General features: G+C 68.9%; 4 protein-coding genes. All 4 read right to left on the minus strand.

The genetic code is table 11. The features are described from left to right. Positions 1–29 precede the first annotated feature (29 nt). Positions 30–10,610 carry a DUF7507 domain-containing protein gene (locus BM287_RS01570; RefSeq protein ID WP_139230585.1) on the minus strand — a complete coding sequence of 3,527 codons (10,581 nt, stop codon included), beginning with the start codon at positions 10,608–10,610 and terminating at the stop codon, positions 30–32. Positions 10,611–10,723: 113 nt separating this feature from the next. Then, positions 10,724–11,656 (minus strand): carbohydrate kinase family protein, encoded by a 933-nt coding sequence (locus tag BM287_RS01575; RefSeq protein WP_244527813.1) that lies wholly within the window; start codon positions 11,654–11,656, stop codon positions 10,724–10,726. A gap of 182 nt (positions 11,657–11,838) precedes the next feature. Continuing rightward, positions 11,839–16,065 (minus strand): discoidin domain-containing protein, encoded by a 4,227-nt coding sequence (locus tag BM287_RS01580; RefSeq protein WP_090034968.1) that lies wholly within the window; start codon positions 16,063–16,065, stop codon positions 11,839–11,841. Between the two features lie 189 nt (positions 16,066–16,254). Continuing rightward, complete coding sequence (locus BM287_RS01585) at positions 16,255–17,244, minus strand: LacI family DNA-binding transcriptional regulator (RefSeq protein ID WP_170857382.1); 990 nt, start codon at positions 17,242–17,244, stop codon at positions 16,255–16,257.

Here is a 17,244-nt window from a genome sequence, read left to right on the forward strand (position 1 = left end):
AGATCACTTCTCGACAGCGGTGGTGCACGTCAGGCGTTCCTGCGCCGGCGGTACCAGAGCAGCAGGACCAACAGGATACCGGCGCCCAGCAGTCCGGTCCCGACGACGATCCGGGAGGTGCCGATCACCGATCCCGTGGCTGCCAGCGGCGGCCCAGCGGCCGGCGGTGTGACGACGGCCGGGTCTTCGAGCACCTTCGCCACGGACGGCGGCGAGGTCACCGTCCCTCCGTTCAACGCGGTACCGACCGCGGTCGCCGTGTTGGACAGGTTGCCACCGGCCACGAGGTCGCCCTGGACGACCGTATAGGTGGCCGTGCAGACCACCGTCGCCCCGGGGAGCAGGGAGGCCGCGGCCGCCGGGCAGGTCGGCGTCGAGACCACGCCCTTGCCGGTGAACGCCCCTTCGATCGGCTTCACATCGGTGAGGCTCACGTTGCCCGTGTTGGTGATGGCGAACGAGTACGTCACCACCTGGCCCACTGCGGTCACGTGCGCTGTGCTGGCGGTCTTCACCACGCTCACCGCGGGCGCAGGCGGGTCGGGGATGCTGACCGTCGACGGCGGCGATACCGGCTTCTCACCCGACGGCGAGGTACCGGTGGCGGTGGCCGTGTTGGTCACCTTTCCAGCATCCACATCCGCCTGTGTCAGCGCGTAGGTGGCCGTGCAGGTCACCTGCGCGCCCGGAGCGAGCGACGCTGCGCCGGCCGGACAGGTCGGTGCACTCATCGTCCCGCTGCCGGAGAAGGCGCCCTCGGTCGGGACGACATCCTTCAGAGTGGTGTTGCCGGTGTTCGTGATCACGAACGAGTAGGTGATCACGTGACCCGCGGTGAACGACACCGGACCCGACGGGGACGCCGACTTCACGACGGTGATCGCCGGGGTCTGTGCGACGTCGACCCTCGCGCTCGAGGCCGGCGAGGTCACCGCCACGCCATCGGAGGTGTCTGCGCTCGCGGTGGCCGTGTTGGTGATCGTGCCGGCATCGACATCCGCCTGGGTGGCCTTATAGGTGGCCGTGCAGGTGATGCTCTGGCCCGGGACCAGTGAGCCGGCAGGGCATACGGCGACGGGCGTGGCGCCGGTGCCGCTGAACGCGGTCTCGTCGATCCGTGGGTCCGTCAGCGTGACGTTGCCGGTGTTGGTGACGAGGAACGAGTACGTCACAGTCTGCCCGGCCGCCGTGATCGTCGCCGGGGTCGCCGTCTTCCGGAGCGTGAGCGCCGGATTCGAGGGAGCCGGGATGGCCACCTGCGACTGCGGCGAGCTCACCTTCGCACCCGAGGGCGACGTGCCGTGCGAGGATGCCGTGTTCTGCAGCGATCCGTGGTCCACGTCCGCCTGGGTGAGCGTGTAGCCGGCGGTGCAGATCACCTGCGCGTTCGGGGCCAGAGCTGCCGCGCCGGCCGGGCAGACAGCCGGAGACATCGTCCCGGAGCCGGTGAAGGCGCCCTCATCGATGCCGACGTTCGTCAGTGTGGTGTTGCCCGTGTTCGTGATCACGAACGAGTAGGCGATCGTCTGGCCCACCGTGTAGTGGGCGGCATCGTTCGGCGTCGCCGACTTGACGATGCTGAGCGCCGGAGCCTCCGGGATGGTGACCGACACCGTCGATTTCGGCGACGTGACCGGTGCACCGGTGGTGGAGGTGCCGGTGGCGGTGGCGGTGTTCGTCACCGTTCCGGCATCCACGTCCGCTTGCGTCAGCGTGTAGGTCGCCGTGCACGTCACCGCCGCGCTGGGAGCGAGGGATGCGGCACCGGCCGGGCAGGTCGCTGCCGACAGCGTGCCGGTGCCGCTGAACGCGCCTTCGTTCACGGTCACGTCGGTGAGCGTGGTGTTGCCGGTGTTGGTGATCAGGAACGAGTACGTTACCTGGTCGCCGGCCGTGCCCGCGGTGGCCGGGGTCGCCGACTTCACCAGGCTGATGCCCGGCGCCGGTGTCGCGGTGACGGTGGCGGTCGACGGCTTCGAGGTCACGGTGGACCCGGTCGGCGTCGTGCCCGACGCGGTTGCGGTGTTGCTGACCGAGCCCGCATCCACATCGGCCTGCGTCGCCGCATAGGTGGCCGTGCAGGTCACCTGCGCACCCGGCGTCAGAGTGGCGGGCGGGCAGGTGACGATCGGCGCGGTGCCTGTGCCGGTGAACGCGGTCTCGGTCACGGCCGGGTTCGTCAGGGTGACGTTGCCGGTGTTGGTGACCACGAACGAGTACGTCACGGTCTGCCCGGCGGCGGTGATCGTGGCGGGGGTCGCCGACTTCACCACCGTGATGGCCGGGGCCGAGGGTGCCGGGAGGGTCACCTTCGACGGCGGGGACACCGGCGGCGGACCCGATGGCGGGGTGCCGGTCGCGGTCACGTCGTTGGTGATGGAGCCGCGGTCCACATCGGCCTGGGTGATCGTGTACGTGGCCGTGCACGAGACCTGGGCTCCGGGCGCGAGCGACGCCGCGCCCGCCGGGCAGCTCGGCGCCGAAAGAGCGCCGGAGCCGGTGAAGGTCCCCTCGGTCGGGTGGACGTTCGCGAGCGTCACGTTGCCGGTGTTGGTGATCACAAACGTGTAGGTGATCAACCGGCCGACCGTGAAGTGGGCGGCGTCGCTGGGCGTCGCCGACTTGAACACCGTCAACGCTGGTGCCGGAGTCGCGGTCACGATCGCTGTGGAGGGCGGCGAAACGGGAGCGGGCCCGGTCGGCGGTGTGCCCGTCGCGGTCGCGGTGTTCGTGAGCTGGCCGGCGTCCACATCCGCCTGGGTGGGGCTGTAGGTGGCGGTGCAGGTCAGGCTGGCCCCGGGGGCGAGGGACGCTGCCCCCGCCGGGCAGGCGATCGCCGGCAGCGGGCCGGTGCCGCTGAACGCGGTGTCCGTCACCGATGCGTTCGCCAGAGTGACGTTGCCGGTGTTGGTCACCACGAAGGAGTAGGTGACCGTCTGACCGGGCGCGGTGATGGTGGCCGGCGTCGCCGACTTCACCAGCGTGATGCCCGGCGCGGGGGTCGCGGTGACCTTCGCGCTCGACGGCGGGGACACGGGGGCGGGTCCGGACGGGGGCGTACCGGTCGCGGTCGCGGTGTTCGTGATGGTGCCGGCGTCCACATCCGCCTGGGTCGCGACGTACGTCGCAGTGCAGGTCACACTCGCGCCGGGGACCAGCGCTGTCGGCGCGCACACCGGGACCGGTGCGGCACCGGTCCCGCTGAACGCGGTCTCGGTCACGGCCGGGTCGGTCAGGGTGACGTTGCCGGTGTTGGTCACCTGGAACGAATAGGTCACGGTGTCGCCGGCGTGCGCGATCACAGCCGGGGTGACCGACTTGACCAGGCTGATCGCAGGGTTCGACGGCGCCGGGAGGGTCACGTTCGACGGCGGGGAGACGGGAGGCGGGCCCGACGGCGGGTTACCGGTCGCCGTCGCGTCGTTCGTGATCGAGCCGTGGTCGACGTCGGCCTGCGTGAGCGTGTACGTGGCCGTGCACGCGACCTGGGCGCCGGGGGAGAGGGATGCTGCGCCCGCCGGGCAGGTGGGTGTGGACAGCGCGCCGGAGCCGTCGAAGCCGCCTTCGGTCGGATGCACGCCGGTCAGGGTCGTGTTGCCCGTGTTGGTGATGAGGAAGGTGTAGGTGATCACCTGGCCGACCGTGAAGTGCGCCGCATCGGACGGGGTCGCCGACTTCACCATCGTGAGCGCGGGGGCCGGGGTGGCGGTGACGACCGCCGTCGACGGCGGCGATGAGACGGCAGCGCCGGTCGGCGGGGTTCCGGCCGCGGTGGCGGTGTTCGTGACCTGGCCCGCATCCACGTCGGCCTGGGTCGCCACGTAGGCGGCGGTGCAGGTGACGCTGCGTCCGGGGGCGAGGGATGCCGCACCGGCCGGGCAGGTGATCGCCGGCGGAGTACCGGTCCCGGTGAACGCGGTGTCCGTCACCGACACGTTCGACAGGGTCACATTTCCGGTGTTGGTCACCTCGAACGAGTAGGTGACCGTCTGACCGGCCGCAGTGATGGTGGCCGGGCTCGCCGACTTCACCAGCGCGATCGACGGGTCCGCCGGCGCGGGGATCGTCACGGTGTCCGGAGGCGAGGTCACCGTGGTCCCGGAGGGATCGGTCCCGCGCGCGGTCGCCGTGTTCTGCACCGAGCCGCGGTCGACGTCCGCCTGGGTGATCGTGTACGTGGCCGTGCAGGTCACCTGTGCGCCGGGCGCCAGCGAGGACGCGCCGGCCGGACAGGTCGCCGGGCTCATCGAGCCGGATCCGGTGAAGGCGCCCTCATCGATCCCGACATTCGTCAGAGTGGTGTTTCCGGTGTTGGTCACCAGGAACGAGTACGTGACGACCTGGCCCACCGTGTAGTGGGCGGCGTCCGACGGGGAGGCGGACTTCACGACGCTGATCGAGGGGTCCGGCGTCACGCCGACGATCGCCGTCGACGGCTGCGAGACCTCCGTGGAGCCGGACGGGTCCGTGCCGGTCGCCGTGGCCGTGTTGGCCACCTGGCCCGCATCCACATCCGCCTGGGTCAGCGTGTAGGAGGCCGTGCAGATCACCGACACGCCAGGCGCCAGCGACGCAGCACCTGCCGGGCACGTCACCGCGGACAGGGTCCCTGTGCCGGTGAACGCACCTTCGTTCACGGTCACACCCGTCAACGTGGTGTTGCCCGTGTTGGTGACGCGGAACGAGTAGGCGACCGTGTCGCCGGCCTTCCCGACGGTGGCAGGGTTCGCGGTCTTCACGATCGCGATACCCGAAGCCGGCGGAATCGGCACGATGAACGTGGACGGCGGCGACACGGGCGGCGGCCCGGACGGCGGGGTGCCCGTCGCGGTGGCCGTGTTGCTCACCTGGCCGGCATCCACATCCGCCTGGGTCAGCGTGTACGTGGCGGTGCAGGTCACGCTCGCACCGGGCGCGAGCGATGCCGCAACTGCCGGGCAGGTCACAGCGGACAGGGTGCCCGTGCCGGAGAACGCGCCCTCGTCCACGGTCACGTTCGTCAGCGTCGTGTTCCCGGTGTTCCTGACCAGGAAGGAGTAGGTGAGCTTGTCACCCACCTTGCCTGCCGTGTTCGGTGTGGCCGTCTTGGTGACGGTGATGCCCGACGCCGGTGGGATGGGGACGATGAACGTGGACGGCGGCGACACCGGCGGCGGCCCGGACGGCGGGGTGCCCGTCGCGGTGGCCGTGTTGCTGACCGTGCCGGCATCGACGTCCGCCTGCGTCAGCGTGTACGAGGCGGTGCACGTCACCGATGCCCCGGGCGCCAGGGATGCGGCCCCGGCGGGACAGGCGGCCGGCGAGAGCGTCCCCGTTCCGGTGAAGGCGCCTTCGCTGACCTTCACGTCGGTCAGGGTGGTGTTCCCGGTGTTGGTGACCAGGAACGAATAGGTGAGCTGATCGCCGACCTTCCCGGCCGTGGCCGGGGTGGCGGTCTTCACCAGGCTGATGCCGGGCGCAGGCGCCGCGGTCACCGTCGCGGTCGACGGAGTCGACGTCACGGGGGACCCGGTCGGCGGGGTGCCTGCGGCGGTGGCGGTGTTCGTGATCGAACCCGCATCCACGTCGGCCTGCGTCGCCACGTAGGTGGTCGTGCAGGTCAGCCGGCCGCCGGGCAGGAGGGTCGCCGGCGGGCAGGTGACGGACGGTGCCGTGCCCGTTCCGGAGAACGCGGTCTCGGTCACGGCCGGGTTCGTCAGGGTGACGTTGCCGGTGTTGGTGACCAGGAACGAATAGGTGACCGTCTGCCCTGCGGCGGTGATCGTGGTCGGCGTGGCCGACTTGACCAGGCTGATCGCCGGAGTCGACGGCGCAGGGATCTTCACCGTCGAGGGCGGCGAGGTGACCGTGCCGCCCGACGGGGAGGTGCCGTCCGCGGTCGCCGTGTTCTGCAGCGAACCGCGATCCACGTCCGCCTGGGTGATCGTGTACGTCGCCGTGCAGACGACCTGCGCTCCCGGAGCGAGGGATGCGGCGCCCGCCGGGCAGACCGCCGGAGACATCGCCCCCGAACCGGTGAATGCGCCTTCGGCGATGCCGACCTCGGTCAGCGTGACATTGCCGGTGTTCGTCACCACGAAGGAGTAGGAGATGACCTGGCCGAGCGTGTAGTGGGCGGCGTCGTTCGGCGTCGCCGACTTCACCACGCTGATCGCCGGCGCAGGGGCGGCCGTGACGACCGCGGTCGACGGCGGCGACACCGGGGCCGGGCCGTTCGGCGGAGTACCGGTGGCGGTGGCGGTGTTCGTGACCTGGCCCGCATCCACGTCCGCCTGCGTCGCCACGTACGTGGCCGTGCAGGTCACGGTCGCGCCCGGAGCGAGGGATGCCGCAGCAGCCGGGCAGGTGATCGCCGGCGCAGGGCCGGTGCCGCTGAACGCGGTGTCGGTCACCGTCACGCCGGACAGCGCCACGTTGCCGGTGTTCGTCACCGCGAACGTGTAGGTGACCGGCTGCCCGGCGGCCGTGATGGTCGTCGGCGTCGCCGACTTCACCAGAGCGATGGCCGGGATCTGCACCGGGGTGCTGGTGGAGCAACCGGTGGCGGCGCACGAGCCGCCCGAGCCGGTGGGCACAGCGGTGTTGTTCAGGGTGAGATCCCCGGTGTCGGGGGAGTCGACCTTGACTTGATAGGTGATCGTGACCGTGGAGCCGGCGGCGGGGGCCACCGCCAGAGGTCCGGCCCACGAGATCGTCGTCCCGGACACCGACACGACGCCGGCGCTGGCCGTCGCCGATCCGGGGACGTAGGCCGCATCATCCGTGACGCCGCTCAAAGCATCGCGGAACGATGCCGCTCCGGCTCCGGTGGCCGCGTAGGCGGCCTGGCCGGTGTTGGCGACGGTGACCGTGTAGGTCACTACGCCGCCCTGGATCGTCGCCGCCGGCGACGCCGACTTCGCGACCGTGTAGGTCTCCACCGGTGTGGTCACCGAGCAGGTGGGGTCGACGCTGCCGGGCGCGCAGTTGCTCACGCCGGCCGGTGTGACCACGGTGTTCTTCAGCAGCTTGTCGCCGGTGTCCGGGCTGTTCACGGTCACCGAGTAGGTGATCGTGATGGTCTGTCCCGGCATCAGGCTCGCTGCCGTCCAGGCGAGGGTGTTGCCGGTCACCGTCGGGATGCTGCCGGCCGAGGATGCCGCATCCCCGTTGTAGGTGGCGTCATCGAGCACAGCGGAGAGGTCGTCGCTGATCGACGGGTTCACGGCGGGTGCCGCACTCGTCGCCGGCTCGGTCACCGTGACGGTGTAGTGGACGATGGAGCCAGGTGCGGCTGCCGCACCGGCATCGGAGGTCTTCTTCACCACGTACGGGGACGGGACCACGAACCCGGCCGGGTCGCTCACGTTCAGCGCGGGCCCGGACGGCGGGGTCACCGACGCCGATGCGGTGTTCACGGTCGTGCCGACGCTCGCGGTCAGCTGGCAGGCGAACACCTGGGTCGCGCCGGGTGCCAGAGAGGCGATCGTACCTCCGCATCCCGGTGCCTGGGGGTCGGAGACGACCACGTTGGTGAGTGTTCCCGTGCCCTTGTTGGTGGCGATGACTTCGAACGGGACGCTGTCACCGACCGCGTACTGCGCGAAGCCGGCGACCGTGTTCGCGTCCATCCACGACGAGTTGGCGGACGGGTCGGCCGGAGTCGGAGTGCCGCCCTTGGCCAGTACGTACTTCTTCAGATCGAGGGCGTAGCAGTCCCCGATGGTCGTCGTCGCCGACGACAGCATCGGCAGACCAGTGTGTCCCGCGATCGAGTTCGCCGAGTTGACCATGACCTGGCCGGGCTTGTTGTCACTGGATGCCGGGGCCGCGCAGCTCGTGCCGGCCGGCGTCGTGAACGCGATGCGGATGTTCTGCGTGGCGCCGGGCGCGAGCGCCGGGCCGATCACGCGAACGGCTGTCGGCTTCGCCGGCTTCACCGTGGTCCAGCCGACCGTGTTCCCGGTGATGCTGCCCGGTGTCCCACCGTTGGAGGCCGCACGCGGGTCATTGCTCAGCGACGCGGGGGAGGCGGTCGAGTAGTACACCGTCGCTCCGGCGACGGCCGTCACTCCCGTCACCGTGTAGGTGCCGTCGATCGTGGTGCCGCGGCCGTCGGCCGTGCTCGGCAGGATGTCGATCGTGTCCGTATACGGGTTGTTCACCGGATCCTGGGAGCTCACCAGCAGGTCCCACGCGGACGAGTCGCCGTAGAAGGAGAGGGTGTTCGCCTCGACCGACTTGCCGAGAGTGGTCGCGCCGTTGTTCGGGACGGTCACGCTCGCCGTCGCCTGCCGTACGGCCGCCGGGCGATTGTCGCCAGGAACGTCGACCTCCGCAGTGTTGGTGAGCACGGTCCCCGGAGCGATGGCGCTGTTCGAGGCCGTCTGCGCCTGGTAGGTGATCGGCTGCGCGGTGTTCGCCGGAACGTTCGTGAACGTGTAGCTGAGCACCTGCTGTCCCGAACCGTTCGTCGTCACCGTGGGCGCCGGGGAGCCGGAACCCGCGACGTAGGTCATCCCCGCCGGGAGAGTGTCCGTGACGGTGAAGGACTGGTTCGGCGGGCTCTGCACCGCAAGATCGGCCTCGGCGCTGAGGTTGTAGGTGATCGGAACCCCGGGCTGCGCCGTCGTGCTGGCTGTCGTCTTGGTGATCGCACCGGTCGGGCCCTGGATCCGCATCGCGTCGCGGATCCCATTGGTGTTCGGGCCGTAGGTGCTGCCCGGGATGGTCGCGATGACGTTGGGATTGGTGCTGATGTTGATGTAGTTGTTCAGGTTCGGGTAGCCCGGGAACGTCGTTGCGGTGTTATAGGGCGCGTTGAACGCGCCGACCACCCACGACTCGGCACCGATCGGAGCCGTCGGCGGGACGTAGCCCCACACCCGCAGGAAGTGGTGGAACTGCTTGTCCACGGCCGGGTTCCAGGTCATCTTCACGGCAGTGACGCCCGCCGGAACGCTCACGATGCACTTGTCGTCGGAGTACGCGGGCGAGATCGACGCTGTCTGAGTGGAGCAACCGGCCGGCAGCGGTGCCGAGATCCACGGGCTCCCCGCCACACCGACCGGCTCCCCGCACGTCTCGGTCTTCGTGTTCAAAGCATCGGTCCGGTACCAGAGATGCGCTGTCGTCATGTTGGAATACGACGCACCGTCGGCCGCCAGGAAGTCCACATATCGCGGAGTGAACGCGGCAGGGTTCTGGATCATCACACAGGACCCGGCCAGGTCCGCACCGCCAGCACCGCTGTAGGTGGACCAGGTCACGCTGTCGGCCTGGCCGCCGAGCGGCTGATCGGCGAGGGTATACGGCCCGGGGTTGGTCGAGGACCCTGCGGCCGGCCAGGGGAAGGTCTTGGTCTGCGCGGTCCCGGGTGCGGCCCACAGATTCGCGTCCCACGGGGAGCGACCGGCAGTGGGGCTGCCCATCCAGATCATCGAGAAGACACCGGGAGTCACAAGGGTCGTGCCGGAGACATCGTTGGAGGTGTTGGTCTCAGCCTGCGTGACACCGTCGGTGAAGGTGAACGGCGTGGGAGTCGCCCCGAAAGTCACTCCGGTGGTTGAGGTGATCGGGCTCGTGTAGCTGAAGTGAAGCTGACCGGAGGCGACGAAAGTGCTCGTCGACGGGATCGCATTGCCGAGACTGTCCGTCGTCGGAACCTGCTGGAGGCTGTAATCGAGCCCGCTCAACGTGACGGTGTAATGGGTGCCGCTCCCGCTGATCGTGCATGTCGGCGCGTTGGTCCGGTTGGGGAAGGTGGACGCCGAGTAGGGGATCCCTGTCGCTTGTGCCGAGTTGTCGACCGGCGCGCATCCCTCCCACTGCAGTCCGGGCAGCTGGCCGGCGACGGACACGGCGATGTCCACCGTGAACGAGTACGTCGACGGCCCCGGAATGCTCCCGGTCGTCATCGCGACGCCGTAGTCGACGACGATGGACGGGCGGTTTCCGCCGCTTCGACTCGAGATCGTCGACTGCTGGTAGTTCTGGTTCGGCGCACTCAGCACCAGGTCCATGCCGTGCGTCCCGGTGATCGGCAGCCCCGGCGTCGCCGCGGGACCCGCCGTCGCGACGGCCGAGTCGGAGGTGACGGTGCCGGACACTGAGAGCTTTGATCCGATGCCTCCCGTCGCCCTCACGGGCGCCTGAATGACGGAGGCGGTGCCCTCGGTGATGGTGCCGAGGTTGCAGACCAACGTCGTCCCGTTCGCCGAGATCGACGAGACCGGCGTCACGCCTTTCGTCTTGCAGACCGCCGGGATGCTGCTGAAGACACCGTTGGTCGCAGTCAATGTGACCCGCACATTGTCGACAGGATTGTTCGCCTGCGGATTCGTGGCGTCGTTGGTGCTGATGTGCCATTCGGAGGTGACCGCCGCCCCGTAGGGCGCTGCCGCCGGGTTCCCCACCCAGTTCGTGGTGATCTCGTGCACCGCAGTCGTCGCCGCGGTGGCAGCTCCCGCCAGGCTGAACACGGAGATGGTCCCGACGCCGATCGCGACCAGCGCCGAGAGCACGCGGAACCCGCGCGTCGGCGAGTCCCCGTACCAGAACAGCGACCGGATTCCCCGCCCGGAGCGAGCGTGCGTGCCGCCCCCCGTGAGCACAGCGTTACGACGCGCCACAGCTATTCCCTTTCCCGCAGGACGACCGCCGGACGCCAGACAGGCACACGGTCAGATCACAGCTAAGTGGATAACGGCACCCCAGCGCCAACGGAATGCGAAGAGTTCACCCTCTAATCACCCTGGCCGGTCCTGCAGCCAGGGTCTGATACGCGGTAGAGCCCGCGGGTGGGCGCGGTCAGTTCCGAGGCGGTCGGTGGCTGTGCTCCCGATCGTGAGACCGTTATGGCGGCGGCGCGCGCCGCGAATTCGCCGACCTCGCGTAGCTGGCTGGGGGTGATGGCGTGGGGGTGGTGTCCGGCGGTGAGGAGCTGGTGGAGCATGGCTGCCATGTAGCTGTCGCCGGCTCCGATGGTGTCCGCCACGATGGTGGGAATCGGTTCGATGTGCACGAGGTGGTTTCCGGCGGCTAGAAGCGATCCTGCGGCGCCCATGGTCAGCGCACCGATCCCTCCCTGCTCGGCCAGGGCGACGGCTACCGCGTCGGGGGCGGTGCCGGGGTAGAGATAGGCCGCGTCTTCATCGCTGAGCTTGACGATGTCGGCTCGGGCGGCGAGGCGGTGGAATCGCGTGCGGGCAGCCTCCGGGTCCCCGATGAGGTCCGGGCGCACGTTCGGGTCGAAGCTCACCGTGGCCTGCGCGGGCATGTCCTGCACCAGGTGTTCGATCTGGTCGGCTCCGGGGTCCAGGAAGGCTGAGATCGAACCGATGTGCAGGTGGTGCACCGCTGGAACGCGGACCGGAGAGGGGAGACGCCAATCGATATCGAAGGCGTATTCCGCTGCTCCATCGCGGCCGATGGTGGCCTGGGCGATGGAGGTCTGGGTGAGGCTCCAGGACTCGGGGAGGATCTCCACCCCGGCCGCCCCGAGCCATGACGCGATCCGCGCGCCTCGCTGATCGCGGCCCAGCGCGGTGAGGAACCGGGTCGCGGTATCCAGTCGAGCAAGGCCGAGGGCGACATTGGCCGGCGACCCTCCCGGGTGCTCGGTCTCGTTCTGGCCTGCACGAATGACATCGGTGAGCGCTTCGCCGGCGACGAGCACTTTCGATCCAGGGCCTGCGGCTCCGGCTCGTGCCTGGATCGGTTCTGACGAACACATCGGGATCATCCATTCCTCTCTGTCGATGCACACTTCCCCCGGCTGATCACCGCTTCGAGGGAGTGCGCGTGCGCATAGGGCGGCCCCGGTCGACCGAGTCGACCGGGGCCGCTGTCGGGTGACGCTTAGACGTAGACGTTCAGTTCCGCGATCGACCACCAGCTGCCCGAGCTCCCCGTGTTCACGATCCTGAGGTAGCGAGCGGTGTGCGAGGGGAAGGAGACGGATTCGACCGGCTGACCGGTGGCGATGGTCCCCACCGTGGTCCAGTTCGTGCCGTCGGTCGACACCTGGACGTCGGCACTGGGCGCGTAGTCGCTGGTGCTGCTGCCGGAGTCGACGACCACCTTGTCGAAGGTCTGCTCCTGGCCCATATCCACCTGCACCCACATCCCGTCGGTCAGGGATGCGCCGGAGCTGTACCGGGTGCTGATGTCCCCATCCAGGATGTGGGTGAGGGCATCGTTGGGCCATGGGCTGGTGTTCGACGCGGTCGGCGTCCAGCCCGTCCGGGACAGCGGCGTGCTGCCGATCGGAGCGGTGCCGTCATGCGTGTACACGTTCAGTTCGGCGATCGACCACCAGCTCCCGGATTCTCCGGTGTCCACGACCCGGATGTAGCGGGCCGTCACCGCCGCGAAGGTCGCGACCTCGACCGCCTTCCCGGAGGTGATGGATGCCACCGTCGTCCAGCCGGTGCCGTCGGTGGACACCTGCACGTCCGCGCTGGGGGCATAGTCGCTGGTGCTGCTGCCGGAGTCGACGACCACCGTGTCGAAGGTCTGCTGCTGTCCCGTGTCGACCTGCACCCACATCCCGTTCGTGAGGGATGCGCCGGAGCTGTACCGGGTGGTGAGGTCGTTGTCGAGGATGTGGTCGAGCGCGTCGTTCGGCCACGGGCTGGTGTTCGACGCCGAGGCGACCCAGCCCGTCTTGGGAAGGGCGGCCCCGTAGTCGACGGGGGCCGATCCGTCGGTGTAGACGTTGATCTCGGCGATAGACCACCAGTTGCCCGCACTCCCCGTGCTGACGATCTTGAGGTATCGCGCCGTCTGGGATTCGAAGGTCGCCACCTCGACGGGTTGCCCGTTCGTGATGGAGGTCACCTTCGTCCAGGTGGTGGCGTCCTGCGACACGTAGACGTCTGCGCTGGGTGCGTAGTCGCTCGTGCTGGTCCCGGAGTCGATGACCACGCGGTTGAAGGTGCGCACCTGCGCCATGTCCAGCTGGATGGCCATCCCGTTGGTGAGGGACGCGCCGGAGCTGTAGCGGGTGGTGAGGTCGCCATCCAGGACATGCGGGAGGGCGTCGGCAGGCCACGGGCTGTAGCTCGTCGCTGTAGCGGCCCAACCGGCACGCGACAGCGGTGTTCCGTAGACCGGAGTCGCGGTGCCGCCGGTGTACACGTTGAACTCGCCGATGGACCACCAGTTCCCGGAGGTGCCGGTGGTCACCACCTTGATGTAGCGGGCCGTCTGCGGCGCAAACGTGACCGCCTGGATCTGCTGCCCGTCCGCCGTGATCGCCGCGACCTTCGTCCAGGTCTCACCGTCGGAGGAGACGAAGACGTCCGCGCCACGGGCGTAGTCGCCGGTGCTGGCGGTGGAGTCCAGCGCGATCGTGTCGAACGTCTGCGCCTGGCCCATGTCCACTTGCAGCCACTGCCCGGGGGTCTGCCCCGTGCCGGAGCTGTACCGGGTACTGGGATCGCCGTCCAGGAGATTCGGCAGCACGTCCGTGGGGTATGGGCTCTGGTCCGACGCCTTCGCGCTCCATCCGCTGCGTGAGAGCGGGGTCCCCAGCCCGTTGACGGTGTAGGTGGCGCTTCCGGCGGTCTGGCCGCTGGCTGCGTTCACCGACACCGTGTACTTCCCCGACGGCAGACCGGCAGGCACGTACGCGGTGATGCTGGTGTCGGTCCACGCGGTGATGTCGGCCTGGTTGCCGCCGAAGTACACGGTTCCGAGTCCCTGGGTCGCACCGAAGTGGGTTCCGGTGATGGTGTACTGGGCTCCTGGAATCCCGGTGCTCGGGCTGAGACCGCTGAATGTCGGAGAAGGGGCGCTGGAGAGATCCCGCGTGGTGAACATCGCGGAGGTTCCAGCCGGCAGCGTGTACGTGTACGAGTCGTCGGTGGAGGCGGAGAACGTCTGCGGCTTCTCGCTGCCGTTGTACACGACAGTGACTTTCGCGCCGTCCGGGCTGGTCCAGTTCTGCAGTTGGAGTCCCTTGCCGACCGAGGCCGGGCTCTGGAGCGCACCCGTCTGCTTCTGACCTCCGACCACGGTGATGTCACCGATGGACCAATGGAAGAAGAACGACGGCGCGGTGCTCACGACGCGGAGGTAGCGGGCGGTCTGCGGCTGGAAGGTGATGGTGGTCTTGCCGAGGGCGCCGTTGCCGTCCGCGACCGCGGTGCCCCAGTTCTTGCCGTCGTCGGAGACGTAGACCTGGTATTGGAATACCGAGTCGAATGCATTGTCCGCCGTGTTGTCGAGCACGATCTGGCTCACGCTGGTTCGAGATCCCAGATCGACCTGGTACCAGTCGCCGCTGGCCATTTTGTTCGCCGTCCGCCAGCGGGTGCTGAGATCGCCGTCGGTCGCGGCCGCCGCCGGGTCACCGGCCTCACTCGAGGATGCGCTCACCTTCCAGCCGCTGCGGTCGAGCGGCTTTCCGGGGGAGTGGATGCTCGCTCCCACCGGCAGCGAGTACGTGGTGAGAGTGCTGCCCGCGACCGCGGAGTTCTGCAACGGCAGCAACTCGGGGTCGTACGTGACGGTCTGTCGGCCCGTGACGCCGGACGGCGCCTTGAACTCGAACGTGTGCTGCGGGTCCTTCACACTGGCTGCGGGAGTCGTGCCGTGCTGCTTCGGGCCGGTGTAGGTGAAGGTCGCTGCCGCGCCGGCGTTCAGCGTGTAGTCGAAGGACTCGGTGCCGTCGGCCACGCTGAAGGTCTTGGTCTGGGTCGAGTCGTTGTAGGCCACGACGACCTTCGAGCCGTCGGGGTTCTGGAACGCGACGTCGTTGATGCTTCCGGCCCCGAAAGTGTTCGACGAGATCCGGTGGGCGCCGGGCTTCACGAACTTGCTGACCTGCGCGAGCGCGTAGTAGTCGGGGTTGTAGGTGACCGACTGGGTCTTCGGGTCGATGGTCACCACTCCGCGGTTCTCGCCGATGCCGTTCGTGTCCGCGTTCAGCGGACCCATGTCGGGAGTGAGGGCGAGGTTCCACAGCATGGTTCCGTTGCCGTAGTTGCGGGTGGAGTCGATGATCCAGGTGTCCAGGGCGTCGTGGAAGAACGCCTGGGCGTTCGGCTGGTTGATCCCGCCGGTGGCCTCGGTCAGGTAGACCTGCTTGCCGGGGTAGTCGTTGTGGGCCTGGGTCTGGTAGATCGGAGCTCCGCTGTAGATGTGGAACCCGGCCCCGATCGCGTACGTGCTCGCGGTCGGGTCGTTGTAGATGGACTCGGGGTAGGACGGGACGTCCCAGTTGTGGTCCCAGCCGATGATCTGGGTCGCGAGATGGTTCTTCTCGAATGCCGCGCCCATCAGGTTGATCAGCGTCGTCTCCTGGGCGGGAGTCATCGCGGATCCGGGCCAGCTCGGCGCATTGAGAGGCTCGTTCTGCGGCGTTACGTAGGTGACGGGCACACCCGCCTTCGCGTATGCCTGGACGTACTTCACGAAGTAGTCGGCCAGCACGGGGTAGTCCTCGGGAAGGAGGGTGCCGCCGATCATGGACCCGGAGGTCTTCATCCAGCCCGGCGGGCTCCAGGGCGTCGAGGTGACCTTGAGGTCCGGGTTCAGTGCGCGGGCCTGCTTGAGTTCCGGGATGATGTAGGCCTGGTCGTGCTGGATCGAGAACTTCGACAGGGTGGGGTCGGTCTCACCGGCCGGCAGGTCATCGTAGGAGTAGTTGCCGGTGGCGGTGAAGTCGGTCGCGCCCATCGGGGAGCGGACCATGCTCAACCCGGCGCCGCCAGAGGGACTGAACAGGTTCTGCATCAGGGTGTCTCTGGTGCCGGCCGGCAGCCCGTTGATCAGGTACGCCGCCGAATCGGTCAGCGCCGCCCCGTACCCGGTGATCTTCTGGTACTTGATGCTGTCGTCGACCCCGATGGTCAGCGGGTTCCCGGTCTGCCGGGTCTGGAAGGCGACCGGTGCCTGTTTGGCGAGCCACTGGTTGCCTCCGACGTCGGTCAGCCAGACCTGCACGGGGCTTCCGGTCGATGTGGGTTTGGCTGCGCCGAGAGCGGCGGCGTGCGCCGGAACCGATTGGGCGAGGGGTGCCGCTACGGCAAGGGCCGCGCTCAGCGTGATCCCGACCAGCAAGCGTCCGTGTTTCCTCATGCGAGTCCTCCGGGGGGTGGGGGTGTTGGGGTGTGCTGCGGAGGTCGCTGAGCTGCCGGCGGTGGCCGGAGAAGTGATCGCCGCAGCACTGCGACGATTCCGATCCGAGGAGCGGATTTGCCAAACTCGAACTAACCCGAGTTAGTGACTGAACTATAGAGTCCGTCGATCCCTCCCGTCAAGCGCTCTTCAGCCCCGGGTCGGGGGAGCAGTGGAGCCGCGGAGGAGGACCGGGCAGTGGACCAGGGTGCGGGCGCTGCCGGCCATGGCGGGCTCGACCAAGCGCTCAGCGGCGAGCTGACCCATCAGGTCGTAGGGCAGGCGTACGGTGCTGAGGGCGGGTCTGACCTCGGCCGCGAGCTGGAACTGGTCGTCGTATCCCATCACCGAAACGTCCTCCGGAACCCGGATCCCGGCCTCGAAGAGCGCGAGCAGCGTACCGACGGCCATCCGGTCGTTTCCGCACAGGATGGCCGTCGGCAGCGGGCCTCGGCGCAGTAGCTCCCGGGTCAGGTCGTATCCGGAATCGGCGTGGTAGTTGCCGGAGAGCACCACTTGATCGTCCGGGTCGAGGGCCGCCTCGCGAAGCGCGCCGCGGAATCCCCGGAGCCGGGCCTTGGTGGACCATTGGGCCGGCTTGCCGGTGAGGTACGCGAATCGCCGGTGCCCGAGTCCCAGCATGGCGCGGGTCGCCTCCCGGCCGCCGCGCTCCTCATCGGGAAGGATCGCCGGGGCGCGGTCGTCGGCTGTGTAGCAGTTCAGGAGGACGGTCGGTGCCTGCAGGGCCGCCTCGGGCACAGTCACCGCACGCGTGCCGACCGCGGCGAAGATGAACGCGTCGGTGCGCCTGTCGAGAAGATCGGCGATCAAGTGCTCCGCCTGCCGGTTCGAACCTCCGGTATTCACCAGGAGCAGCAGATTGCCGTGACGGAGGGATGCTTCATGTGCTCCCTTGATCGCCGCCGCCGCGAACTCGCCGAAGTCGACGTCGTGGTTGACGAAGCCGATCGTCGCGCTCGTTCCGCGGTGGAAGCCCTGGGCGGCGCGGTTCGGCCGGTAGCCCAATTCGGCGACGGCCTGCATGACCCGTTCCCGGGTCTCGGCGCTGATGGTCTGCCCCGCCGTCTGATTGAGCACGAACGAGACGGTGGCGGGCGAGACCCCGGCCAGCTGCGCCAC

Source organism: Leifsonia sp. CL147, from assembly GCF_900114565.1.
In the GTDB taxonomy this organism is placed as follows: Bacteria; Actinomycetota; Actinomycetes; order Actinomycetales; family Microbacteriaceae; genus Leifsonia.